The organism is Lactococcus ileimucosae, assembly GCF_943193185.1.
In the GTDB taxonomy this organism is placed as follows: domain Bacteria; phylum Bacillota; class Bacilli; order Lactobacillales; family Streptococcaceae; genus Lactococcus; species Lactococcus ileimucosae.
In genome coordinates, this window is the sequence record NZ_CALPDE010000006.1 from 16,488 (window position 1) to 39,915 (window position 23,428).

General features: G+C 39.4%; 24 protein-coding genes. 16 read left to right on the top strand and 8 right to left on the bottom strand.

All coding sequences use genetic code 11. From position 1 onward, the window contains the following. Positions 1–66 precede the first annotated feature (66 nt). From NFR51_RS04140 to ileS, 14 genes are all read left to right on the top strand, one after another. Complete coding sequence (locus tag NFR51_RS04140) at positions 67–747, top strand: 5'-methylthioadenosine/adenosylhomocysteine nucleosidase (protein WP_251712477.1); 681 nt, start codon at positions 67–69, stop codon at positions 745–747. Between the two features lie 75 nt (positions 748–822). Then, the gene (pepC, locus tag NFR51_RS04145; RefSeq protein WP_251712478.1) at positions 823–2,133 is read left to right on the top strand and encodes an aminopeptidase C; all 1,311 of its coding nucleotides are present in this window, start codon (positions 823–825) and stop codon (positions 2,131–2,133) included. 457 nt (positions 2,134–2,590) lie between these two features. Further along, positions 2,591–3,595: an aspartate--ammonia ligase gene (asnA, locus tag NFR51_RS04150; protein WP_251712479.1), complete on the top strand. Its 1,005-nt coding sequence runs from the start codon at positions 2,591–2,593 to the stop codon at positions 3,593–3,595. A gap of 402 nt (positions 3,596–3,997) precedes the next feature. After that, a complete protein-coding gene (locus NFR51_RS10750; protein ID WP_277613148.1) occupies positions 3,998–4,123 on the top strand; it encodes a hypothetical protein in 126 nt (41 codons plus the stop codon). Positions 4,124–4,518: 395 nt separating this feature from the next. Then, the gene (rlmB, locus tag NFR51_RS04155; protein ID WP_251712480.1) at positions 4,519–5,247 is read left to right on the top strand and encodes a 23S rRNA (guanosine(2251)-2'-O)-methyltransferase RlmB; all 729 of its coding nucleotides are present in this window, start codon (positions 4,519–4,521) and stop codon (positions 5,245–5,247) included. A 10-nt stretch (positions 5,248–5,257) separates the two neighbouring features. After that, positions 5,258–6,133 (top strand): DegV family protein, encoded by an 876-nt coding sequence (locus NFR51_RS04160; RefSeq protein WP_251712481.1) that lies wholly within the window; start codon positions 5,258–5,260, stop codon positions 6,131–6,133. A gap of 120 nt (positions 6,134–6,253) precedes the next feature. Further along, positions 6,254–7,615, top strand: coding sequence for a cell division protein FtsA (gene ftsA / locus NFR51_RS04165; RefSeq protein WP_251712482.1), 1,362 nt, complete (start codon positions 6,254–6,256; stop codon positions 7,613–7,615). 27 nt (positions 7,616–7,642) lie between these two features. Continuing rightward, complete coding sequence (gene ftsZ, locus NFR51_RS04170) at positions 7,643–8,917, top strand: cell division protein FtsZ (protein WP_251712483.1); 1,275 nt, start codon at positions 7,643–7,645, stop codon at positions 8,915–8,917. Next, positions 8,918–9,589: a YggS family pyridoxal phosphate-dependent enzyme gene (locus NFR51_RS04175; protein ID WP_251712484.1), complete on the top strand. Its 672-nt coding sequence runs from the start codon at positions 8,918–8,920 to the stop codon at positions 9,587–9,589. Positions 9,590–9,628: 39 nt separating this feature from the next. Next, the gene (locus NFR51_RS04180) at positions 9,629–10,207 is read left to right on the top strand and encodes a cell division protein SepF (RefSeq protein ID WP_251712485.1); all 579 of its coding nucleotides are present in this window, start codon (positions 9,629–9,631) and stop codon (positions 10,205–10,207) included. Positions 10,208–10,213: 6 nt separating this feature from the next. Continuing rightward, positions 10,214–10,459: a YggT family protein gene (locus tag NFR51_RS04185; RefSeq protein WP_202231294.1), complete on the top strand. Its 246-nt coding sequence runs from the start codon at positions 10,214–10,216 to the stop codon at positions 10,457–10,459. Beyond that, positions 10,456–11,253: a YlmH family RNA-binding protein gene (locus NFR51_RS04190; RefSeq protein ID WP_251712486.1), complete on the top strand. Its 798-nt coding sequence runs from the start codon at positions 10,456–10,458 to the stop codon at positions 11,251–11,253. Before NFR51_RS04185 ends, NFR51_RS04190 begins: the two co-directional genes overlap by 4 nt. Positions 11,254–11,279: 26 nt before the next feature. Next, positions 11,280–12,107, top strand: a complete 828-nt coding sequence (locus NFR51_RS04195; protein WP_251712487.1) for a DivIVA domain-containing protein — start codon at positions 11,280–11,282, stop codon at positions 12,105–12,107. Positions 12,108–12,434: 327 nt separating this feature from the next. Continuing rightward, entirely contained in the window at positions 12,435–15,221 is a 2,787-nt protein-coding gene (ileS, locus tag NFR51_RS04200) for an isoleucine--tRNA ligase (RefSeq protein WP_251712488.1), read from the top strand. Positions 15,222–15,286: 65 nt separating this feature from the next. On the opposite strand, the gene NFR51_RS04205 is transcribed toward ileS, so the two are convergent. Both NFR51_RS04205 and NFR51_RS04210 read right to left on the bottom strand, forming a co-directional pair. Further along, positions 15,287–15,403 carry a DUF4044 domain-containing protein gene (locus NFR51_RS04205; protein ID WP_202231298.1) on the bottom strand — a complete coding sequence of 39 codons (117 nt, stop codon included), beginning with the start codon at positions 15,401–15,403 and terminating at the stop codon, positions 15,287–15,289. Between the two features lie 69 nt (positions 15,404–15,472). Then, positions 15,473–15,655, bottom strand: a complete 183-nt coding sequence (locus NFR51_RS04210) for an SPJ_0845 family protein (protein ID WP_251712489.1) — start codon at positions 15,653–15,655, stop codon at positions 15,473–15,475. A gap of 182 nt (positions 15,656–15,837) precedes the next feature. On the opposite strand from NFR51_RS04210, the gene tuf reads away from it, so the two are divergent. Beyond that, positions 15,838–17,025 carry an elongation factor Tu gene (gene tuf / locus NFR51_RS04215; RefSeq protein WP_202231300.1) on the top strand — a complete coding sequence of 396 codons (1,188 nt, stop codon included), beginning with the start codon at positions 15,838–15,840 and terminating at the stop codon, positions 17,023–17,025. Positions 17,026–17,345: 320 nt separating this feature from the next. Here tuf and NFR51_RS04220 read toward each other — a convergent pair whose 3' ends face one another. Continuing rightward, the gene (locus tag NFR51_RS04220; RefSeq protein ID WP_251712490.1) at positions 17,346–17,690 is read right to left on the bottom strand and encodes a DUF1831 domain-containing protein; all 345 of its coding nucleotides are present in this window, start codon (positions 17,688–17,690) and stop codon (positions 17,346–17,348) included. Between the two features lie 2 nt (positions 17,691–17,692). Beyond that, positions 17,693–18,811: a cysteine desulfurase family protein gene (locus NFR51_RS04225; protein WP_277613150.1), complete on the bottom strand. Its 1,119-nt coding sequence runs from the start codon at positions 18,809–18,811 to the stop codon at positions 17,693–17,695. A gap of 254 nt (positions 18,812–19,065) precedes the next feature. Here NFR51_RS04225 and NFR51_RS04230 point away from each other — a divergent pair, with 254 nt between their 5' ends. After that, positions 19,066–19,752: a YitT family protein gene (locus NFR51_RS04230; RefSeq protein ID WP_251712492.1), complete on the top strand. Its 687-nt coding sequence runs from the start codon at positions 19,066–19,068 to the stop codon at positions 19,750–19,752. 206 nt (positions 19,753–19,958) lie between these two features. Here the strand turns inward: NFR51_RS04230 and NFR51_RS04235 are convergent, their stop codons facing one another. The 4 genes from NFR51_RS04235 to NFR51_RS04250 form a co-directional block, all read right to left on the bottom strand. Next, positions 19,959–20,339 (bottom strand): DUF956 family protein, encoded by a 381-nt coding sequence (locus NFR51_RS04235; RefSeq protein ID WP_251712493.1) that lies wholly within the window; start codon positions 20,337–20,339, stop codon positions 19,959–19,961. 106 nt (positions 20,340–20,445) lie between these two features. Further along, on the bottom strand, positions 20,446–21,543 hold the full coding sequence (locus NFR51_RS04240; RefSeq protein WP_251712494.1) for a PTS system mannose/fructose/sorbose family transporter subunit IID: 1,098 nt from the start codon (positions 21,541–21,543) through the stop codon (positions 20,446–20,448). Positions 21,544–21,565: 22 nt separating this feature from the next. Next, complete coding sequence (locus NFR51_RS04245; RefSeq protein ID WP_251712495.1) at positions 21,566–22,369, bottom strand: mannose/fructose/sorbose family PTS transporter subunit IIC; 804 nt, start codon at positions 22,367–22,369, stop codon at positions 21,566–21,568. Positions 22,370–22,399: 30 nt separating this feature from the next. Beyond that, positions 22,400–23,389 (bottom strand): mannose/fructose/sorbose PTS transporter subunit IIB, encoded by a 990-nt coding sequence (locus tag NFR51_RS04250; protein ID WP_202230271.1) that lies wholly within the window; start codon positions 23,387–23,389, stop codon positions 22,400–22,402. Positions 23,390–23,428 lie beyond the last annotated feature (39 nt).

Sequence of the window (23,428 nt, forward strand, 5' to 3'; positions counted from 1 at the left end):
AAATTTTATATTATAATAGGAGTGTAGCTATACTTGACACTCATGAAAATACAAGGAGGGTTTAGGATGAAGTTAGGAATCATTTGTGCGATGGAAGAAGAGCTGCGTACACTTGTAGAAAATTTGGACAAGGACAGCAAAATAACACGTCATGGCTATGTTTTTCACACAGGTTCAATTGGACGTCATGAGCTTGTTTTAATACAATCAGGCATTGGCAAGGTCATGTCAGCTATAGCAGTTACCCTGCTTGTTGAGATTTTTGACGTAGATGCTATTGTCAATACTGGATCCGCGGGAGCTGTGAGTCACAATTTGAAAATTGGTGATATTGTTGTCGCTGATAAGTTGGCTTATCATGATGTAGATGTTACGGCTTTTGGCTATGCTTATGGTCAAATGGCTCAGCAGCCGCTATACTTTGAAAGCAGTAAATACTTTGTATCAGAGTTAAGAAAAGTTATAGATTATCCAAGTGTGGGATTGATTACAAGCTCAGACAGTTTTGTTGCTAGCGAAAGTCGTATTGCTGAGATTAAAAAACATTTTCCTGATGTTCTTGCTGTTGAAATGGAAGGAGCCTCAGTTGCGCAGGCAGCAACCGCTATGAAGAAGCCCTTTGTAATCATTCGCGCCATATCAGACACGGCGCGTCATGATGCCAGTGTTAAATTTGATGAATTTATCATTGAAGCAGGACGAAAGTCTGCTCAGACATTAATAAATTTTCTGAACAATCTAGAATAAGTTGCAATTAGCTGACTTTTTTGCTATAAAAAGTTACAATAATAAAATTAATATATAGAAGTGGAGAGGTATTAAATGACACTTACGCAAGATTTTACACAAAAACTTTATAACAACTTTGCAGAAAATCCTAAATTTCGTGCTGTTGAAAATGCAGCAACTAAGAACGGACTTCTCAATGCACTTGAGGTGCGCAGTTCACATGCAAATAATATTCCTGAGTTCTCAGTTGATTTGACACAGGATAAGGTAACTGATCAGAAACAATCAGGTCGTTGTTGGATGTTTGCTGCCTTGAACACCTTCCGTCACAAAATGATTGGACAGTACAAGCTGGAAAATTTCGAACTGTCACAAGCATACACTTTCTTTTGGGATAAATACGAAAAGTCAAATTGGTTTATGGAGCAAATTATCAATAACGTAGATATGGATGATCGCCGTTTGAAATTCTTGCTTCAAACACCCCAACAAGATGGGGGACAATGGGATATGGTTGTTGCACTCTTTGAAAAATATGGTGTTGTTCCGAAAGACATTTATCCTGAGTCAGTGGCTTCATCAAACTCACGTGCACTGAATCAATACTTAGATAAGTTGCTGCGTCAGGATGCACAATTATTGAGAGAGGCTTTGAAAAAAGGACAAGATGTTCAGGCACTTAAAGAGGACATGTTGCAAGAAATATTTAACTTTTTGGCTGCAACTCTTGGACTGCCACCTCAAAATTTTGAGTATGCTTTCCGTGACAAAGAAAATACATTGGAGAAATTTTCTGGTACTGCGCAAGAATTTTATGCCAAGTACGTAGATATTAAGCTTGATGATTATGTTTCTGTTATCAATGCTCCAACTGCCGATAAGCCCTATAATAAATCTTATACAGTGGAATTTCTGGGTAATGTGGTAGGCGCTCGAGCTGTTAGACATTTAAACCTTGATATGAAACGCTTTAAGAAATTGGCCATTGAACAAATGCAAGCAGGAGAAACCGTTTGGTTTGGTTGTGATGTAGGTCAGATGTCGAACACTAAAGATGGCTTGCTGACGCTTGATGCTTATGATTTTGATACAGCTCTTGACATTCAGTTTACACAGGATAAAGCTTCACGTTTAGATTATGCAGAATCTTTGATGACACATGCCATGGTCTTGACGGGAGTAGACTTGGATAAAAATGGAGAGCCTACAAAATGGAAAGTAGAAAACTCTTGGGGCAAGGATGTCGGTAAGAAAGGCTATTTTGTCGCTTCTGATGCCTGGATGGATGAGTACACTTATCAAATCGTGGTCCGTAAAGATTTACTCACTGCTGAGGAACTTGCAGCTTATAATGCAGAGCCACAGGTGCTGTTGCCATGGGACCCAATGGGCGCTTTAGCTTAAAAACTAAAGAGAGAAGTTGTCCTCAAATGAGTGAATGAAAAAATAATAAATCATGAAAATAAAAATAGAAGCACATGTTCTAAGGCGCTTCTATTTTTATTAATTTTGGATAAGTCCGACTTTTCAGAAGAGACTGTCCCGAATGGGCAACTTTTTTGCTACAATTATAAATGGTGGGCTTTGAAAGCACTTAGCATTAGTAAAGCACTTCAAACTTTGTGTGAGTCTATCATTCAATGGTCTTTAATGTGCTGTACCACACACATCAAATTTTATTTGATGAAATAATACAAGTTTTGAGTAGCAAGAACGCGTTAAAAAATACGCTAAGTTTAGATGGGGGAAGAACTTTCGGAGCTATTATTTTGGGGTTTCCTTGCATTAATTTCGATATGGATATTATCTGTAGGATTATGATATAATAATCAGCAAGATTATTTAGGAGTTATTAAATTTTATGGAAAAAACCATTATTCCAACAGGCTATAAATCCATACTGGATGTCTACGATACACAGACAGCCATTGGATTTATTAAACGTTGTTTTGAAGAAGCACTAACAGGAAGTTTAAAATTAAAAAGAGTATCTGCACCGCTTTTTGTCGATGAGCATTCGGGATTAAATGATGACTTGAGCGGAAACGAACGACCTGTAAAATTTGATGTTCCAGCTCTAAATAATAATGGAGAAATTGTACACTCTTTGGCTAAATGGAAAAGAGCTGCTTTAAAACAATATGACTTTCATGTAGGGAATGGTCTTTACGCAGATATGAATGCCATTAGACGTGATGAAGAATTAGATAATCTTCACTCTATTTACGTGGATCAATGGGACTGGGAACGAGTAATTTCAAGAGAGCAAAGAACCATTGACTACTTAAAAGAAACAGTGCAAGATTTGGTCAATGCTATCGCTGAAACATCAAGCCGTTTGCATACAAAATATCCTAAAGTAGAAACAGTAATAGATACAAAGATTTCTTTCATTACAAGTCAAGAATTAGCAGATCTTTACCCTGATTTAACATCAAAAGAGAGAGAAAATGCTTATGTTAAAGAACATCCGACTACCTTTATCTTACAAATTGGTGACTTACTAAATCACGGTGAGCCACACGATAAGCGAGCACCAGACTATGATGATTGGACTTTAAATGGAGATTTGCTCTTCTGGCATGAGCCTTTAGGGTGTGCCTTAGAATTATCGAGTATGGGAATTCGTGTTGATGACAAAGCTCTGATTAATCAATTAGAGAAAGCTAACGCTAAGAGTCGTTTAGAGTATCCTTTTCACCAGCAAGTTCTTAATAATGACTTGCCATTAACAATTGGTGGTGGTATTGGACAAAGTCGTATGTGTATGTTACTACTCGGTAAAGCACATATTGGTGAAGTTCAAGTTTCTTTATGGGATGAAGAAACAATTGCTGCTTGTAAAGATAAAATTTTCTTACTTTGAGAAACTAAGGCTTAAGATATTGGACTAATGTCAATGATTTACATCTTGCGTAGCAGTTAGAATGTCCCGTTTAATTTAATAAAAATCTGATTCTAAAGCCCTCAACTCTTGCGAGTAATCGAGGGCTTTTTTTGTTTTTTCTAGTTAATAGGCATTGGATGTAAAATGTCACAAGATTAGAAGTGTATGAGACTTGTCAGAGCCCAAGTTTTTGTTATGGCTTCCAACCATTGTCTTAAATAGAGAGAATAAGTTTCAAAGAAAGGAATAATGGGACGAAGAATGGCATGAAAATATTAGAGATTATAATATAAAATCATCGAAGTCTACAAAATTTATTGTGTTTGGAAAGGAGTAGGGAACTATGGCAGGGAGGTTTACAGATTTATGTGGAGCATATGAATGACAAAAATTTTTGAGTACAAGCTAAAGGCAGTACAAATCTATATTAGTCAGATGAGGAGAAATCCAGAATGTATTACATATGTCCTTGGACCGAGAAAGAACATCATGGTAGGTTATGCATGATTTTATGATTATTGGTAAGCAGGGGAGAAAAGCGGCAAGAAATGTTATAATAGAGTTCATAACATTTCTCCTGCTTGGTAAACGAGGAGAAACAATGTTTTATAAAAAATGAGACAATGGAAAGTATCACTATTTTGAAAAGAATTTAGGAAGATAAAAATCTCAGAGATAAAGGGAGAGGCAATTCAACAATTCATATTGAGGTTGAGCTTAGCACCAGCAAGGCGAGTGTTAAGGGGGACTTACTATAATCTTTTGAGAGTAACCAATATTCCCTAAAAGTATTGGAAAAAGGAGGAAAAGTAGGGAAAATAGAAACGTGAAACGTTCTGTCAAATAGCTGTCATAGTGCTGGTTTACAGAGAGTTCATGGTGTTTTTTGCTATAATATTAATATGGAAAATACAGATATCGTCTATGGCTTACATGCTGTGACAGAATCGCTCAATGCAGGCGTAGTAAATAAACTCTATGTCGAGGAAAAATTACGTGGAAAGAACGTTGAAAAAATCAAGGAATTGGCACGTGAAAAAAAAGTAAACATCTCTTGGACCCCCAAAACAGAATTAAATAAAATATCAAAAAATGGTGTACACCAGGGTTTTGTTGCACGTGTCGCCGAGTTTTCTTATGCTGATTTAGCAACGCTTTTAGCAAAAGTGGCAGACAAAGAAGCAGCGACATTTTTAGTTTTAGATGAATTAACAGATCCTCATAATCTTGGCTCAATCGCTCGAACAGCTGATGCTACGGGAGTAGATGCGATTATCATTCCTAAGCATCGATCGGTTGGAATCACTCCCACTGCTGTCAAGGCAAGTACAGGAGCGCTTCAGCATATACCTGTCGTGCGTGTGACTAATCTTTCGCATACCTTAAACAAATTGAAGGAAGCGGGTTTCTGGATTTTTGGTACAGATATGGATGGCACAATTTATTCTCAATGGAATACTTCTGGAAAAATTGCTTTAGTCATCGGAAATGAAGGGAAAGGTATAGGACAAAACCTCAAAAAACAAGTAGACGAAATGATTACTATTCCAATGGTTGGACATGTACAAAGTTTAAATGCAAGTGTCGCAGCCAGTGTATTGATGTACGAAATTTTTAGAAACAGAATGTAAGGGGAGAAAGATGACTTTTCGAATTATTACAGATTCAACAGCAGATTTGAGTGAAGACTATGTGCAAAAAAATGATATAGCAGTTCTGGGGATGACGGTTACCATTGGGGATGAAAGCTATCCAACGGTAGGTGAAAATTGCTTGGATAATGACCATCTCTTACGTGAAATTAAGTTAGGGAAAGCGGTTCAAACATCCCAAATCAATTCAGGACAATTTACAGAGCTGTTTAAAAATTATGTAAAGAAAAATCCAGAACAGGAGATGGTCTATCTGGCCTTTTCATCTGGTCTTTCAGGGACATATCAGTCAGCGGTCATTGCTCGCGATATGGTATTAGAAGAGCATCCTGAGGCTAAAATCACTGTAGTGGATACCTTGGCTTCAGCTTCAGGCGAAGGTTTCCTAGTTCAAGAAATGGTGAAACTGCGTGATTCTGGAAAAAGTTTGCCAGAAGCACTAGATGTCCTAGGAAACCTTATCTTACGGTTGAACAGCCTATTTATGGTGGATGATCTAAACCATTTGGCACGGGGTGGGCGAATCCCTAAAGCAGTAGCTATGGTGGGAACTATGGCAAATATCAAACCCCTGCTTACCGTTGACACGCAAGGAAAGTTGACACAGTTGTCTAAAGTACGCGGGAAAAAGAAGGCTATAAAGGCTTTAGTTGATAGGACTCTTGAAGAAATAGATTTGTCTTATCCACGTATAATAGTTGCTTACTCTGGAAGTGATGCGGCAGCCCAAGAAGTTAAAGATATAATTCTGGCGCGTCATCTTGTTGACACTGTTGACATCCGTCCTTTGAGCCCAACAATTGTTACCCATACAGGTGCTGGAACTCTGGCGATTTTTTCAATTGCGAAAAAAAATAGGAAATAATGTAAAAAAATCACAGTTGAACTCTTGTTTTACTGTGATTTTGTGTTAAAATATAAGATGAGTGTAAACTCAATAAATTGAAAATATGAATTGTGATATGTGAGGAAAGGGGTCGCTTTTATGCTAAAAAGTGGACTTTATACAGGCGTTGACATTGGTACAAATACTATAAAAGTGTTGGTTGCAGAATACGTCTCAGATGAAATGAATATAATTGGTGTCGGAAATGCGAAATCTGACGGTCTGAAAAATGGAATCATTGTAGATATTGAAAAGGTCGCGACAGCGTTACGTAAAGCTGTCAACGCTGCAGAAGAACGTGCGGGAATTACGATTGATAGGATTAATGTCAGCATTCCTGCAAATCAACTCGAAATGGAAAACTGCCAAGGCATGGTTCCTATTATCGGAAATTCAAAAGAAATTACAGAGGATGACGTTATGCAAACCGTGCAAAATGCATTGATGCGTGGTGTCGTTCCAGAACGTGAAATCATTTCGGTGGAAACAACAGAGTTTACAGTTGATGATTTTACAGGGATTTCTGATCCTCGTGGAATGTTTGGTGTACGTCTGGGCATGCGTGGTATCATTTACACAGGCCCAAAAACATTAGTGCATAATATTCGTAAAGTTGTTGAGCGTGCAGGGTTGATTGTAGATAACCTTGTTATTGCACCACTTGCTATGGCCCATTATGTTCTCTCAGAAGGAGAACGTGAGTTTGGCACGGTTATGATTGATCTTGGTGCTGGACAAACCACAGTTTCAGCAGTTCGTGATCAACAGCTGAAGTTTGCACATACAAGTCCGGAAGGCGGCGACTACGTAACACGTGATATCTCGACTGTCTTGAACACTTCCTTGAGTGAGGCAGAAGACTTAAAACTTAACTACGGGGAGGCCAGTACAGAACGGGCCAGTCAGGAAGAATATTTCCCAGTTGATGTGGTCGGCCAAACCGATCCAGAAGAAATCACAGAATACTATCTTTCACAAATTATTGAAGCACGTTTGACACAAATTTTCAGCCGTGTTAAATCAGATTTGGAAAATACGCGTTCCTTGGATTATCCTGGTGGAGTTGTGCTACTTGGTGGCGCTGCAGCCATGCCTGGAACTGTCAACTTGGCGACAAAAGTTATTGGTATGAATGCACGTCTGTTCGTTCCAAGCGAAATGGGTTTGCGTAATCCAGCGTTTGCTCAAGTGATTAGTGTTGTGAACTATGTTGGTGAACGTACAGATATTGATCGACTTGTGTTACAAGCCATTACTTCTGACGGTACATACGTTGCACCTGCTGCTCAATATGAAGAAAATGTTCTTCAACCAGCAGATTCGATGAACTATGAAGAAGCGAATAACTTCTACCAAACAGAAGTTCCAACTCGTCCAGCTACGCAAGCAGCAGAACCTGAGGAAGAAAAAGAAGGTGTTGTAGACCGTATGCGCAACATGTTCTCAAACCTTTTTGACTAAAATGACTTAATAACGGAGAAATAAAACATGGAATTTTCATTTGATACAGAAATTGCTCAAGGCGCTGTAATTAAAGTTATCGGTGTTGGGGGCGGTGGCGGAAACGCAGTTAACCGTATGATTGAAGAAGGCGTTTCTGGCGTTGACTTTATCGTGGCCAATACAGATGTACAAGCCTTGCGTAGTTCAAAAGCTGATACAGTAATCCAGCTCGGGCCTAAATTGACGCGCGGACTTGGCGCAGGTGCACAACCTGAGGTTGGACGTCGTGCAGCTGAGGAGTCAGCAGAGACAATCGCACAAGCCTTTGAAGGTGCTGATATGGTCTTCATTACAGCTGGTATGGGTGGAGGTACTGGTACAGGAGCTGCACCAGTAATAGCTCAGATTGCTAAAGAAATTGGAGCCTTGACAGTAGCAGTTGTTACACGTCCGTTTGGCTTTGAAGGCTCAAAGCGTAGCTATTTTGCAACTGAAGGTATTGAAGACCTTCGCACAAATGTGGATACGCTACTCATCATTTCAAACAACAATTTGTTGGAAATTGTTGATAAGAAAACACCATTGACAGAAGCTTTACGTGAAGCAGACAATGTTTTACGTCAGGGTGTGCAAGGGGTAACAGACCTAATCACAAATCCAGGAATGATTAACCTTGACTTTGCCGATGTGAAAACGGTTATGGCGAACAAGGGAGATGCCCTTATGGGTATCGGTGTTGCAACAGGTGAAGATCGTGTCATTGAGGCAACGCGTAAAGCTATTTACTCCCCTCTACTTGAAACAACAATTGAAGGTGCTGAAAACGTTCTCCTGAACGTTACAGGTGGTATGGATATGAGTCTTATCGAAGCACAAGATGCTTCTGAAATTGTTATTCAAGCAGCCGGCAATGATGTCAATATTTTATTGGGAACATCTATTGATGATTCACTCAGCGATGAAATTCGTGTCACTGTTGTGGCAACTGGGGTTTCACGAGATGCTTCTGATGAGTATCTAGGTTCATCGTCAGCTCCAGTGACAGAAGAACCACGCCGTCAGCCTAGCTTCCAGCACAATTCGATGAATCAAGCCGCAAGCTCAGCGCCACGCCACTCTCAGACTTCACAGTTTACACATGGACAACAAGCGCCGGCTCAAAGTTCTGGTTCAGCCTTTGGCGACTGGGACCTTCGACGTGATGTATCACCACGTCAAAACGGAAACCAAAACCGTGAAAGCGCGTCAAGTGTAACAAGTTTCTCAGGTATCCCATCCGCAGATGAAGATATTGATACACCACCATTTTTCCGTAAATAAATGAGTATAGCAGAAAATGTTAAAGATATTTTGAATAGGGTAGATGTGGCAAAGGCTACATCTGCTTATTCAAATCAAGAAGTCCAAGTGATTGCTGTTACCAAGTATGTTGATGTTGTAAAAGCGGCTCAAGTTGTTGAGGCAGGGATTCATCATTTAGCAGAAAATCGTACAGATTTATTTCTTGAGAAATATAAGGCCTTAGAAGATAAAGATATTACATGGCATTTTATCGGTAACTTACAGCGCCGTAAAGTGAAAGATGTTATTAATAGAGTAGATTATTTTCATGCTTTAGATTCTATCAAACTTGCTAAAGAAATTGAAAAGCGTGCGGAACATGTTATAAAATGTTTCTTAGAGGTCAATATTTCTGGAGAAACAACTAAACATGGCTTTTCGCCCAAAGAAATAGATGATGTTTTAGCAGAAATTTCACAGTTAAAGAATGTAGAAATTGTTGGTTTAATGACTATGGCGCCGATTAATGCTGATGATGAACAGTTGGATAACATTTTCGCTTCGATGAGGCAATTGCAAACTGAAATTGCGGCTAAGGGGATTCCTAATATTCCATGTACGGAGTTGAGTATGGGGATGAGTCGTGATTATACAAGAGCCATTCAGCAGGGAGCAACCTTTGTCCGAATCGGTACAGCATTTTTTGAGTGAAACTTGTGTGAAATCTAAGCGTTGATAACGGAGGGAAGTATGGCCTTAAAAGACCAATTTGATAAATTAAAGAAATTTTTCGAAGAGGACGATGATGAGTATGATGAGCCTGTAGTAGCAGCTCAAAAACCGCAAGCGCAACCGCAAAAGTCTTCGGCAGTAAATACAGAAAAGAAAATGACAGGAATGAATCGTCCGGTTCAATCACAGGAAAGAAATCAAGCTAAACCACTTTCTAAGCGTCCTGCATCTTTTTCTTCAGCGACAAATAACAATAAAACAACAGAGAAAAAAGTTCAAAAACCCATGATGAATCAAGCCACAACAAGTGCAGGACAAGTTATTGCAATCAAAGAGCCACGTGCCTATTCTGATATTATGGAAGCAGCGCGTATCGTCAAAAATGGAGAGTCTGTTTTGGTCAACTTCAAATTTATGCCAGACAATCAGGCACGACGTTCAATTGACTTTTTGACTGGAGTAGTTTTCACACTTGATGGTGATATTCAAAATGTTGGTGGACAGATTTTCTTATTAACACCGGCGAATATCACAGTTGATGCTTCCCGAGAGCTTAGTATCTTGGCAGGCCAAAACTTTGAAAACTTCGATATTTGATAAACTATGATTATATATATTTTAATTCGACTAATTGGTCTCTATACATGGGTTTTGGTAGCCTATGCCTTAATGAGTTGGGTACCAAGCCTTTATGATACAGCTATAGGACGCTTTATCATCAAAATTTCAAGACCTTACTTAAGCCTGTTTGAAGGGATTCCCTTACGTTTTGCAGGATTAGATTTCACCATTGTACTTGGTGTAATTGCCTTACAGGTCATTCAACAAATACTTTTGCGTTTATTATGAGTCAAGAAAGTATTTATCAGCATTTTCATCCTGATGAAAAACAATTTATTGATCGTGTCTTAGACTGGATTGATCGTGTGGAAAACAATTATTCTGTAGTTACAACTTATTTCCTAAATCCAAGAGAGGTCAAAATCCTTGAATCTTTAGTAAATAAGCGGGAACTTCAGATTTTTTCTACTCAAGAAATTGCGAAAACAGAACTTACAAAAATAATTTTAGCTCCAGAATTTTACAATTTAAATCTGGAGGATTTTGATTTGGCCTTATTAGAAATTTCTTACGCAAATAAGTTCCATCAGCTGAAGCATTCACAAATTTTGGGAAGTTTTTTAAGACAAACAGGTGTACGTCGGTCAGAGCTGGGAGATATTATCCTAAGTGAGGCGCGCGCCCAAATCTTTGTTTCCAGACATCTTCTTGAAATTTTTCAGAAGAATATTACTAAAATAGGATTAGTTCCGGTTCAGTTTGTTGAAAAGCCATTTGCAGAGCTAATTCAAACAGAATCTTCTTCGATTATAAAAAATGTCTTAGTTTCAAGTTTACGTATTGATAAAATCATTGCAAGCACTTTCGAAATTTCTCGCAATCTTGCCGTAAATATGTTACAATCAAGAAAGGTAAAGTTAAATTACCTTGAAATTGAAAAAAAAGATTTTCCCGTTGGACAAGGTGATTTGGTCAGTGTCCGCGGCCTTGGACGCATTAAAATCTTGAGATTTTTAGGCGAAACGAAAAAGGGCAAGCAGAAAGTCGAATGTGAAATTACTAAGAATCATAAGAAAAAATAGAGTCTCTTAAGAGGTTGGAGGTACTTATGGCATTAAATAGTTTAGATGTTCAAAATAAAACATTTAACACACAAATGCGTGGTTATAACAAACAGGAAATTGAAGAATTTTTGGATATCATCGTACGCGATTATGATGAATTTGCACAAAAAATCAAAGAGCAAGATCGGGAACTCAAGGCTTTGCGGGAACGCGTAAAATACTTTGATGACATGAAGGATTCCTTGAATAAGTCAATTGTCGTTGCACAGGATGCGGCGGATAATTTGCGGGTTCAAGCTCAAAGTGAGGCAAATAGTATTATTGCTGAAGCAAGCCAAAAAGGTCAGCTCATCATCGAGTCAGCTAAGAAAGAAGCGGGAACAATTCTTAACCAAGCATCAGACGATGCCCGTCGCTTGGTACGCGATACAGATGATTTAAAACGGAAAATGCGCCTTTATCATCAACGGATGACCTCCATTATTGAGGCGCAGTTAGCAAGTATTCATTCGGAAGACTGGCAAGATACTTTGGAAACTACCTCTTCCCATGTTACAAATCCAGAAGAAAAACTTCAAGAAATTGTGGATACACACTTGAGCAATACTTCATTGCAGGGAAATACAGTTCGCCAAGAAATTGCAGATGAAGAGAGACCTGGAGGAAGCGAATCCCTTGAAATGCCTAAAGTGGAGGAAGCTGAAGCCACACAAGCTGTCGAAGAAATTGTAGCCCCAGTTCGTGAAACAGGCCCCCTTTCTATGCCTCCAGTGGGGGAGGTACTGGACACAATCGGTGAGACAAAACCTTATCCAGTTTTTCCCGAATTACAGACAGATGCTCCTAAAGTAGAGTCATCTGAAATTAAATAAAAAATTTAGGACAAGAAAAGAAAAACATATTTACAGCAAGTGAGCGTTGATGAGAGGCTCATATTCCCTGTTTTTCGGCTTATCACCTAAATTATTCTAGACCCAACAAAGTAAGTTTAGACGCTGTACACGTTACGTACATAATGAGTTTTCACGAGTTTAGAGTGAAAAAAATTAAGGTGGTACCACGGTCTTTCGTCCTTTTTCGAAGGACCGTTTTTTATTTTCATCCTAAAGTAAATGGCATGGAAATAAAAATGATTCACACTACAGTGTGAGTCTCTCCGTTTAGCTGTAAGTAAAATTATTAAAAGAAAGGTGTAAAATATGAAAATCAAAGACACATTGAACTTAGGAAAAACTGCTTTCCCGATGCGTGCAGGATTGCCGAATAAGGAGTCAGGCTGGCAAAAGGGGTGGGCAGAGGCCAAACTTTATGAAGCACGTCAGGAACTTAATGAAGGAAAGCCCTCCTTTATGCTCCATGACGGTCCTCCTTATGCAAATGGTAATATCCATGTTGGGCATGCCTTGAATAAAATCTCAAAAGATATTATTGTGCGCTATAAGTCAATGTCTGGTTTCCGGGCACCTTATGTCCCTGGTTGGGATACACACGGCCTGCCAATTGAGCAACAACTTTCAAAAGCTGGCGTGAATCGTAAAGAGATGGATGTGCTGGATTATCTTGAAGAATGTCGCAAATATGCTCTTAAACAAGTAGATATGCAGAGGGAAGATTTTAAGTCTTTGGGTGTTTTGGCAGAGTGGGAAAATCCATATCTGACACTTTCACCAGAATATGAGGCTGCTCAAATTCGTGTCTTTGGTAAAATGGCTGAAAAGGGCTATATTTATAAAGGACAAAAACCAATCTACTGGTCTCCTTCATCCGAAAGTTCATTAGCTGAAGCAGAAATTGAGTATCAAGATGTACGCTCGCCTTCTATCTTCGTTGCTTTCAAGGCTAAGAATGTTAAAGAATTGCTACCAGAAGATGCAGAGTTTGTTATCTGGACTACAACACCTTGGACACTTCCTGCAAATCTGGGCATTTTTGTCCATCCTGACTATGAATATTCAGTAGTTGAAGTTGGGACACGAAAGTTTGTTGTTGCTTCAGAAATGCTTAAGCAGGTCTCAGAAACATTGGAATGGGAAAACCCAAGAGTTCTCCAAACAATCCAAGGTTCAGAAATGGATAGAATGACTGCACAGCACCCATTTTATGATCGTGAATCATTGGTGATGAATGGGGATTATGTCACTCTTACCTCTGGTACAGGACTCGTCCATACTGCACCAGGTCATGGTGAAGATGACTATTTCTACAGCCGCAAATACAAACTTGACGTACTTTCACCTATAGACAACCGTGGTTATTATACTGATGAAGCTCCAGGTTTGGAAGGAGTTTTCTATGACGATGGAAATAAACTTGTGTGCAAATGGCTAGAAGAAAAAGACGCTTTACTTAAACTTGACTTCTTTACCCACAGTTATCCCCATGACTGGCGGACAAAAAAACCAGTTATTTTCCGCGCCACACCACAGTGGTTTGCTTCCATTGAAGATTTCCGTGAAAATATTCTCAGTGAGATTGAACAAGTAAAATGGATTATTCCTTGGGGAAAAACACGTCTGTACAATATGGTACGTGATCGTGGAGATTGGGTTATTTCTCGTCAACGTGCATGGGGGGTACCGCTTCCTATCTTTTATGCAGAAAATGGAGAAGCTATCATTACACCAGAAACTACGGAACATGTGGCTCATCTTTTTGCTGAACATGGCTCAAAAATTTGGTTTGAACGTGAGGCAAAAGAACTCCTACCAGAGGGCTTCACACATCCTGGCTCACCAAATGGTAAATTTACAAAAGAAAAGGATATCATGGATGTCTGGTTTGACTCTGGTTCATCATGGAATGGAGTGCTCAATGCGCGTGATTATCTGTCTTATCCAGCAGATTTGTATCTTGAAGGTTCGGACCAGTATCGTGGCTGGTTTAATTCCTCAATCACGACCTCTGTTGCTGTCAATGGCGTGTCTCCATACAAGTCCGTACTTTCACAGGGCTTTGTACTTGATGGAAAGGGACGTAAAATGTCCAAATCTCTCGGCAACACCATCTTGCCTTCAGATGTTACCAAAAAACTTGGTGCGGACATCCTTCGCCTATGGGTAGCATCTGTTGATACAGAAGCAGACGTGCGTGTTTCTATGGAGATTCTTAATCAAGTTTCTGAGGTTTATCGAAAAATTCGTAATACCATGCGCTTTTTGATTGCAAATACCTATGACTTTGACAAGAATACAAATGGTCTTTCTTATGAAAACTTGCGCAGTGTTGATAAATATATGCTTGTGAAGTTCAATGAATTGGTGAAATCAATTCGTGCAGCGTATGATTCTTATGACTTTATGAGTGTCTACAAACAAGTCATTAACTTCTTAACCAATGATTTGTCAGCTTTCTACCTTGATTTTGCCAAAGATGTTGTTTACATTGAAGCAGCAGATGCTGCAGATCGCCGTTCAATGCAAACCGTTATGTATACAATGCTTGCGGACTTAACAAAACTCTTGGTTCCAATCCTTCCACATACGGCAGAAGAAATCTGGTCGTATCTTGAAGCTGAAAAAGAAGACTTTGCATATCTCGCAGAAATGCCTGAGGCTAAAGAGTTTACTGATTCAGAAGAACTTCTGGGAGAGTGGGAATCATTCCTTGGCTTCCGTGCGAAAGTTCTCAAAGCACTTGAGGAGGCACGTGAAGCAAAACTGATTGGTAAGTCACTTGAAGCTAAGGTTACAATCTATCCTAACGAAGTTGTTTCAAGTCTTCTTGTAAGTCTTGATGAAAATATCGCACAACTGCTTATTGTTTCTGATTTCTCAGTATCAAATGAAGAAGCGCCAGAAGCAGCCCTCAAATTTGATGATGTTGCTATCCTTGTAGAGAAAGCGGCAGGAAAAGTGTGCGAGCGTTGTCGCCGAACAGATGAAACAGTAGGCAAGGACGAAAATGAGCATCTTCAATCCCTTTGCTCAAACTGTGCTCAAATTGTGAAAAATGAGTTTCCAGAAGTATTGACTGTTGGATTTGAATAAAATAAAAGCTTGGTTTTTTATAGACCAAGCCTTTTTGTTTCATAAAAAACTGCTTCAAGTAGCTTTTAAAACGCAGACAGTGCCATAGCTAAAGAGCTAAAGATAATAAGTACAAGCATTGCAACGACAACAACCATTGTTACTTTTTGAAAAGTGGATTTTTGTTTCTTTTTGTAAGCCATAGTTTCCTCTATATAAATATTATTTCTTTATTCTATACTATTCTAGCAATAAATAAGTAAAATGTCACACTATTTGCCAGTATTCACTTTTGTTTCTTTTGAGGTATCTTTAGGCTTTAAAAACTTTGCAAATGGATCTTCTTGTTTATCAGAGGTTACAGAAGTTTTATTTGTCTTCAAGTCTTCAGTAGATACTCCTAAATCCTCCATCAATTTACCGAAATCATCACGTTTTCTGAAAGTTAATCCCATATTGATATTTCTCCTTACTATTTTCTATATATTTTACTATGAAAAGCTAAAAAAAGCCAGATAAATTGCAATAAAGTTTGCAATTACAAGGAAAATCCAGTATAATGTTAAGGAACGGTAGTTTGTGTAATAGCATAACTGCCTATAAAAAATATATTTTTTCTCAAAGGAGACATTTTAAAATGGCTAAAGAAGTTTACGATCGTAGCAAACCGCACGTAAATATTGGTACTATCGGACACGTTGACCATGGTAAAACTACATTGTCAGCTGCTATTTCTAAAGTATTGGCAGATAAAGGTTTGGCTGCTCAAACTGACTTCGCATCAATCGATGCTGCGCCAGAAGAACGCGAACGTGGTATCACAATCAACACAGCTCACATCGAGTACTCTACTGACAAACGTCACTATGCTCACATCGATGCCCCAGGTCACGCGGACTACGTTAAAAACATGATCACTGGTGCTGCTCAAATGGACGGTGCTATCCTTGTTGTTGCTGCAACTGATGGACCTATGCCACAAACACGTGAGCACATCTTGCTTTCACGTCAAGTTGGTGTTAAATACCTTATCGTATTTCTTAACAAAGCTGACCTTGTTGATGATGAAGAACTTATGGAACTTGTTGAGATGGAAGTACGTGACCTCTTGTCAGAATATGACTTCCCAGGTGACGATACTCCAGTAATTGCTGGTTCAGCTCTCGGTGCTTTGAACGGTGAACCTCAATGGGTTGCTAAAGTTGAAGAACTTATGGATGTTGTTGATGAGTACATCCCAACTCCAGAACGTGATACTGACAAACCATTGTTGCTTCCAGTCGAAGACGTATTCTCAATCACTGGTCGTGGTACAGTTGCTTCAGGTCGTATCGAACGTGGTACTGTTAAAGTCAACGACGAAATTGAAATTGTTGGTATCAAAGAAGATACTAAGAAAGCTGTCGTTACTGGTATCGAAATGTTCCGTAAAACACTTGAAGAAGGTCTTGCTGGAGATAACGTTGGTGTACTTCTTCGTGGTGTTCAACGTGACGAAATCGAACGTGGTCAAGTTATTGCTAAACCAGGTTCAATCACTCCACACACTAAATTTGAAGGTGAAGTTTACGTATTGAGCAAAGAAGAAGGCGGACGTCACACTCCATTCTTCGATAACTACCGTCCTCAATTCTACTTCCACACAACTGACGTTACTGGTTCAGTTAAACTTCCAGAAGGTACTGAAATGGTAATGCCTGGTGATAACGTTCATATCGACGTTGAACTTATCCACCCAGTTGCCATCGAAAAAGGAACTACTTTCTCTATCCGTGAAGGTGGACGTACTGTTGGTTCAGGTATCGTAGCTGAAATCAAAGAATAATTTATAGAAATAATATTATTTCTTAAAAAATCTCGCCTTTGGGTGAGTTTTTTTAATGCTTCTGTATTATCTATGGCGCTAGATGAAAATCTACTATCATTTTTTGTAGAAAAAACCATAGAAATTCAGGAACTGCACTATTCTTCCTGAGGGGCGACACCACTAAATATTGTAGTGCTCAAATAAGTAAAAAGCTGCCCAAAGACAACTTTCTACCTATTTTACTGTAACTCTATTTTAGTGATGAGCACTGCAGGTTGACAAAACCCGAGAAATTCTTTTTCTCGGGTTTTTCAGCTGCTCTCAGAACTCAAGCGTTTTTATACTTCAGTCTTTATAAAAATGTCACGATCAACGAAAACATCCATTTGGAAGTAAAATTTGTCTTGAATGATTTTACTAGCATTTTTAAAAATATTAACATTGCGTAAGCCTGATTTATCAGTGACTGACATTTTAAATCCAGTTAAATCAGGATTGATGATGATTTTTAAGAGGAAACCTTGTCCTGAATTTGGAACTTCCTCAAGTATCCGTTTGAATTCAAAATTTCCAACATTGTTTTGAACGAAGGTTGTATCTTTGAGTGTGAATTTTTTAACGTTATGTGACAACTTGTAGCTGTATTTGCAGTCTTCAAGATGTTTTTCAGTAATAAAAGCCATAATTATAATGCCCTTTCTTTTAATAGTTTAACAAAAGCGTGAACTTCATCTTCGGTAGTGAGTTCTGAAAAGGAAACACGGATATTTTCCTTAAGTTGAGGGGATTGACTTCCATACACCGCTTCAAGAACATGTGAGGGTTCTACTGTTCCTGCAGTACATGCTGAACCAGTTGAAATGGCTACTCCTGATAAATCAAGCTTTGTCAAAAGCAAATCATGGTTTCGTCCTGGAAAGCCAAGATTGACAACATGAGGCATGGAGGGACCGAACTCATGGGTATAACAATCTACATCTGAGAGATCTTGAAGTAGAAGAGATTTGAGTTTTTCGACATGTAAATAGTTGTTGTTCATGTTCTCGGTAGCCAGTTGTAAAGCCTTGGCCATGCCTATGAGAGAATGAAGATTTTCTGTACCTGCACGACGTTTTTCTTCCTGCTCACCACCATGAATGATACTGTCAAACTGTAGTTTAGGGCGGTGATAGAGAAAGCCAACACCCTTGGGACCATGAAATTTGTGACCACTAGCGGAGAGAAAATCTATTTTCAACTCTTCAGGATATACAGGGATTTTTCCTATGGCCTGCACCGCATCAACATGAAAGGCTGCTTGATGATTTTCTAAAAGTTGCCCGACTTCCCTAATGGGAAGCAGCTGACCGGTTTCATTGTTGGCCATCATCATGGATACAAGAAGTGTATCTTCACGAAGTAGATTTTTAATCAAATGAGCAGGAAAAGAACCGTCATGTTGCGGGCGAACAAAGGTAACATCAAAGCCATAACGGCTTTTTAAGTAGTTAAGTGCATTAAGTACAGAAGGATGTTCTATCGCTGTAGTAATGATATGTTTCCCTTTTTGGCGGTTAGCTAAGGCGTAACCAATCAGGGCAGTCGAATTTGATTCGCTTCCACCAGAAGTGAATGTGATTGTGCCAGGGGGGACATGTAGTGCTTGTGCTACCGTTTCACGTGCTTGACGCACAATTTGACTTGCTTGACGCCCAAAACGATGTGTACTGGAAGGGTTGCCAAAGTTGTTTACGAGAACGTCGGTCATAGCTTCAACAACTTCAGGGAGTAGGGGCGTTGTTGCGGCATTGTCTAGGTATATGATTGAGAATCCCTCTCTTTCCGTCTTATTCTAAAACCTTATTTTAAAAGCTTTTTAGAGATTTTGAATTTCTTCTAAAATCATAAGTTTCCATTACTTCTATCTTACCATGTTTTACTCTTTTTGTCTGTAATTCAAACATATTACATAGAAACTTCATAGAAAATGGATAAAATTTCATTGGAAGTGAAAATTTCATTCAGAAATCATTAGTTCTTTCAAAAGGCAAATGTTATTATAGAACAAAGGGGGAATTTATGTCAATCATTGGTGTGAAGATAGATAAACAGTTTATCAAGGATTTAATTGTTCTTATTATTGGAGTAGGGTTTTATATTTTATCGGTGAGGCTTTTTGTAATACCTAACTATTTAGCCAGCAATGGTATTGCCGGTTTTTCGGTATTTGTCGACTTTGTTTTTGGAATAAACCCTGCCTTGACTTTTTTTGTTGTTAATATCCCCTTGTTTCTCTTTGGCTGGAAACTTCTAAGTCGGCGGGAATTGCTTCTTAGTATCCCAGGAGCGGCGGCTATGAGTTTATGGATGCTGATTTATGAAGCCATGGGAATTGATGGCTTCCAGTTCAGTCAAATTATCTTTGCAGGAATATCGGATGGCATTTTGTCAGGCATAGGAGCAGGACTGGTCGTTGTATCTGAAGGAACTTTTGGAGGTTCGATACTTCTGAGTCGTATCATGGAAGACCGCTGGGAATTTACCATTGATCGTGTACTTTTCGGTATTGATGTTGTCGTTATGGGGCTCTCTTTGGTAACTTACTTGGCCTTTCCTAATTTTGCAGTTACTCTACTTTCTTGTTATATCTTTAGTAAAGTGACACGTTTTATTGGGAGAAAAGACTATCGTGACAAAGTTTTAGATAAACTGTATTTTAATATTTTTAGACGGGAGAGGAGAGAAAAAGAAGAAAGAGATTCATAAACACATTGTGTAATGGAGGAGCTGATTCTGTTGGAAAGGGTTGGGGCTAAAAATATTGATTTTTAGGTAAAAGCAAAAATAAAACACGCTTAATTTGCTAAGCGTGTGATTAAACGTTTTTATTTTCGAGACTTTTGTTCCAACCTTTCTTATGATGTCTTGCGTTTAAGAAAGATTATGTCATGCTTCTCTTAAAGCAGGAACTTTTATTTCTTTTTGCGGCGAAAAAGGCTGAAGAATCTATCGAAAAATCCTTTCTGACGAACTACTTTTTCATTTCCGATATATTGACGAATATATTTAAGGACAGTGCCAGAATCTTTTGTGGCAAAGCGCACACGTTGTTCATTGCGGAAGACGATGATAAACTGACGTCCAATTTTAACTTTTCCTTTTCGTGAAACGGAAACATCGCCTTCTACACGTTTAATAGAGGCCCAAGGGAATTGCATGTTTTTTTCAACATTTGCATCATTGAAGAACTCAAAAGCTCTATCTCCAATCATAATTTTACCGTATTCAGCAAAACCTAAGTAAGCGATAGCTGATGTGGTAAAGTCTACCTTAGTATTAAGTGATTGTGCCAATTTTTAGTGCTCCTAACGATAGTTAATATCTTTATTATAACAAAAATAATCTTATTAAAAAATCGCCGCTAAGACACGACGATTTTGTTCTTGTTTTACAATCTTATTAAGCAAGACCTGCAACGTGAAGGATGATACCAAGAACGAACATACCCATGATGATGAACAATGGAGCATTTTTGTTTTTCCATTTGCGTAAGATCCAAAGAACAAGGAAAGTCAAGAGTAATGCGATAAATCCAGGAATTAATGAATTAAACACGTCTTGGAGAGATTGTGTTTGTTCTGGGCTCAAGCCAAGGCCAGATGATACTTGACCTAAGATATGGCTTAATGTAGAACCATCAATCGCGTTAAGTTGATCTACAGTGACATAATGTGCGAAACCGTCTTGACCTGCAACACCGTTACCTACGATGTTACCTGCTTGGTCTAACCAATCAAACTTCGCAACACCGTCAGGTGTTGTACCAGTTTGAGCACCTTGGACCACAACATTACCTGCTTTATCCAGCCATTCACCAACGTATGCACCGTCTGCTAAAGGTTTAGAAGGAAGCATTGCGTTAGGACCAGTGAAGCTGATGTTAACCCAACGTTGAATCAAGACACCAAGGATGAACATACCAAGGATAGATGCACCTTTAGTAATTTGTTGAAGCATACCACCACCGAGGTCGCTAGTGATTGCAGTCCCTTGTTTGTAACCAAACTCTTGTGTATACCATAAGAAAGCGATACGGATTGCATTCCAAACAACGAAGAAGAAGATTGGAGCAATGATAGAACCACCAGTTGCAAGTGATGCAGCGATGGCACCAACGATAGGACGTACTGTGAACCAGAAGACAGGGTCACCGATACCAGCAAGAGGTCCCATCATACCGACTTTCACACCTTGGATAGCTGCTTCGTCGATTTCGACACCATTAGCGATTTCTTCTTCAAGGGCCAATGTAACACCGACGATAGGTGCAGCTACATATGGGTGAGTATTGAAGAACTCCATGTGGCGTTTCAAAGCTTCTTTAGCTTCTTCAGAACCTGGTTTGTAGAACTGCTTCAATGCTGGGATGATTGAGTAGAGGAACCCAAGGTTTTGCATACGTTCGTAGTTCCAAGAACCTTGAAGGAACATTGAACGGAACATAACGCTTAAACGAGTGTTTTTAGAAAGGCTAAACTTTTTATTTGTATTTTCCATTTTTATAAAATCTCCTTCCTAATTAGTAATCATTGAGAATATCGCCGATTGGGTCACCGCTTGAAGCAGCAGTTCCACCGTTACCAGCGTTATTAGAAAGATTGAGGTAGATAAGAGCGATAACAACACCAAGGATACCCATACCGATCAAAGTGATTGAAGAAAGTGGTGCGAGTACAAATCCGAGGAAGAAGAATGGCCATAGCTCTTTAGTTGCCATGAGGTTGATAACCATTGCGTAACCAACAACAACAACCATACCACCACCTACAGCAAGCCCTTTAGATACCCAATCAGGAATTGAGTTCAAGGCAGCAGTTACTGTTTCAGCAGGGATAGCAAGGATGATTGCAGCAGGGATAGCAATACGCAAACCTTGAAGAAGGAGTGCGAACATGTGCCAACCAGCGACACCTGAGTAAGAACCTTTTTCAGCAGCAGCATCCGCTAAGTGAACGATACCAACTGAGAGGAAACGAACCAAAGTAGTAAGTACGAGACCAGCAGTTGCCAACAAGATAGCAGCAGGTACGATAACACCAGTGATGTGTGTCAAGTCGAAGTTACCACCTTGAACCATCAAGATAGCAGAAGCAACAGAAGCGAGTGCAGCATCAGGTGCGACAGCGGCACCAACGTTAGCCCAACCGAGGGCGATCATTTGCAATGAACCACCCAAGATAATCCCTGCAGCCATGTGACCAGTAGCGATACCGATCAATGAGCAGGCAATAATTGGTTGGTGAAATTGCCATTGGTCCAAGATACCTTCAAGTCCAGCTAAGAACGCGAAGATAAGAACTAAAATGATTGAAATAATACTCATTTTATAAATTTCTCCTAATAATATTTAATTTTACTTAACATCTGCTTTGTTAATCAAAGCAAACAAGTCAGATTTAGAATCGTTAGGGACTTTACGAACGTCAAACTGAACGCCGAGATCACGTAACTTTTCAAAAGCGGCAACATCATCTTTGTTGACAGATAATACGGAGTTAAGCATTGTTTTACCTGTGCTGTGTGCCATAGAACCCACGTTAAGTGTAGTTATAGGAACACCACCTTCGATAGCAGCCAGTGCATCTTGAGGAGTTTCAAACAAGAGAAGTGCTTTAGTTTCACCAAAACGTGGGTCTTTAGCAACTTCAATCATTTTCTTGATAGGTACAACATTGGCTTTGACACCTGGAGGAGCAGCTTGTGTGATGAGTGTTTTACGCATCTCATCTTTGGCTACAGCATCAGAAACAACAATGATACGGTTTGCTTTTGAATCTGGTGTCCAAGCAGTTGCAACTTGACCGTGGAGAAGGCGTGAGTCGATGCGGGCAAGGTTGATTTTAATCTTACCGTCACCAATAACAGTACCTTCTGGGATAGCGGCAGCCGATACACCAGCTTCAGCTGGAGCAGCGCTTTCTTCAGCAGGATTGAGCTCTTCTGGCAATGCTTTAATACCAGCTTTCGCTTCCTTAATAATATTTGCTGCAACTTGTTCAACACCTGCAGAAGCATCCATCATGCGTTCTGTATAGGCTTGAATAAGCATTGGCAAGTTGAGGCCTGTGATGATAGCTACCTTACGCTCTGGGTTTGCACCCATCACTGCACTTGCTTGGTTGAAGGGAGAACCGCTCCACAAGTCAGCAAGGACAAGGACTTCATCTTCAGCATCAAATGTTGCGATAGCGGCTTCGATCTTGGCACGCAAGTCATCTGGTCCTTCGTTAGGCATGAAAGTGACGGCTTGTACTTTCTCTTGCTCACCGAAGATCATTGAACCAGATTGCTTGATGCCTGCGGCGAATTCACCGTGGCTCGCAATAACAATTCCGATACTCAATTGAGTAACCTCCTTTAAGTTTTTATATAATATAATTAT

Coding starts and splice junctions, on each gene's coding strand:
- NFR51_RS04140 (WP_251712477.1), top strand. CDS start 67: ATGAAGTTAGGAATCATTTGTGCGATGGAAGAAGAGCTGCGTACACTT.
- pepC (WP_251712478.1), top strand. CDS start 823: ATGACACTTACGCAAGATTTTACACAAAAACTTTATAACAACTTTGCA.
- asnA (WP_251712479.1), top strand. CDS start 2,591: ATGGAAAAAACCATTATTCCAACAGGCTATAAATCCATACTGGATGTC.
- NFR51_RS10750 (WP_277613148.1), top strand. CDS start 3,998: ATGACAAAAATTTTTGAGTACAAGCTAAAGGCAGTACAAATCTATATT.
- rlmB (WP_251712480.1), top strand. CDS start 4,519: ATGGAAAATACAGATATCGTCTATGGCTTACATGCTGTGACAGAATCG.
- NFR51_RS04160 (WP_251712481.1), top strand. CDS start 5,258: ATGACTTTTCGAATTATTACAGATTCAACAGCAGATTTGAGTGAAGAC.
- ftsA (WP_251712482.1), top strand. CDS start 6,254: ATGCTAAAAAGTGGACTTTATACAGGCGTTGACATTGGTACAAATACT.
- ftsZ (WP_251712483.1), top strand. CDS start 7,643: ATGGAATTTTCATTTGATACAGAAATTGCTCAAGGCGCTGTAATTAAA.
- NFR51_RS04175 (WP_251712484.1), top strand. CDS start 8,918: ATGAGTATAGCAGAAAATGTTAAAGATATTTTGAATAGGGTAGATGTG.
- NFR51_RS04180 (WP_251712485.1), top strand. CDS start 9,629: ATGGCCTTAAAAGACCAATTTGATAAATTAAAGAAATTTTTCGAAGAG.
- NFR51_RS04185 (WP_202231294.1), top strand. CDS start 10,214: ATGATTATATATATTTTAATTCGACTAATTGGTCTCTATACATGGGTT.
- NFR51_RS04190 (WP_251712486.1), top strand. CDS start 10,456: ATGAGTCAAGAAAGTATTTATCAGCATTTTCATCCTGATGAAAAACAA.
- NFR51_RS04195 (WP_251712487.1), top strand. CDS start 11,280: ATGGCATTAAATAGTTTAGATGTTCAAAATAAAACATTTAACACACAA.
- ileS (WP_251712488.1), top strand. CDS start 12,435: ATGAAAATCAAAGACACATTGAACTTAGGAAAAACTGCTTTCCCGATG.
- NFR51_RS04205 (WP_202231298.1), bottom strand. CDS start 15,403: ATGGCTTACAAAAAGAAACAAAAATCCACTTTTCAAAAAGTAACAATG.
- NFR51_RS04210 (WP_251712489.1), bottom strand. CDS start 15,655: ATGGGATTAACTTTCAGAAAACGTGATGATTTCGGTAAATTGATGGAG.
- tuf (WP_202231300.1), top strand. CDS start 15,838: ATGGCTAAAGAAGTTTACGATCGTAGCAAACCGCACGTAAATATTGGT.
- NFR51_RS04220 (WP_251712490.1), bottom strand. CDS start 17,690: ATGGCTTTTATTACTGAAAAACATCTTGAAGACTGCAAATACAGCTAC.
- NFR51_RS04230 (WP_251712492.1), top strand. CDS start 19,066: ATGTCAATCATTGGTGTGAAGATAGATAAACAGTTTATCAAGGATTTA.
- NFR51_RS04240 (WP_251712494.1), bottom strand. CDS start 21,543: ATGGAAAATACAAATAAAAAGTTTAGCCTTTCTAAAAACACTCGTTTA.
- NFR51_RS04245 (WP_251712495.1), bottom strand. CDS start 22,369: ATGAGTATTATTTCAATCATTTTAGTTCTTATCTTCGCGTTCTTAGCT.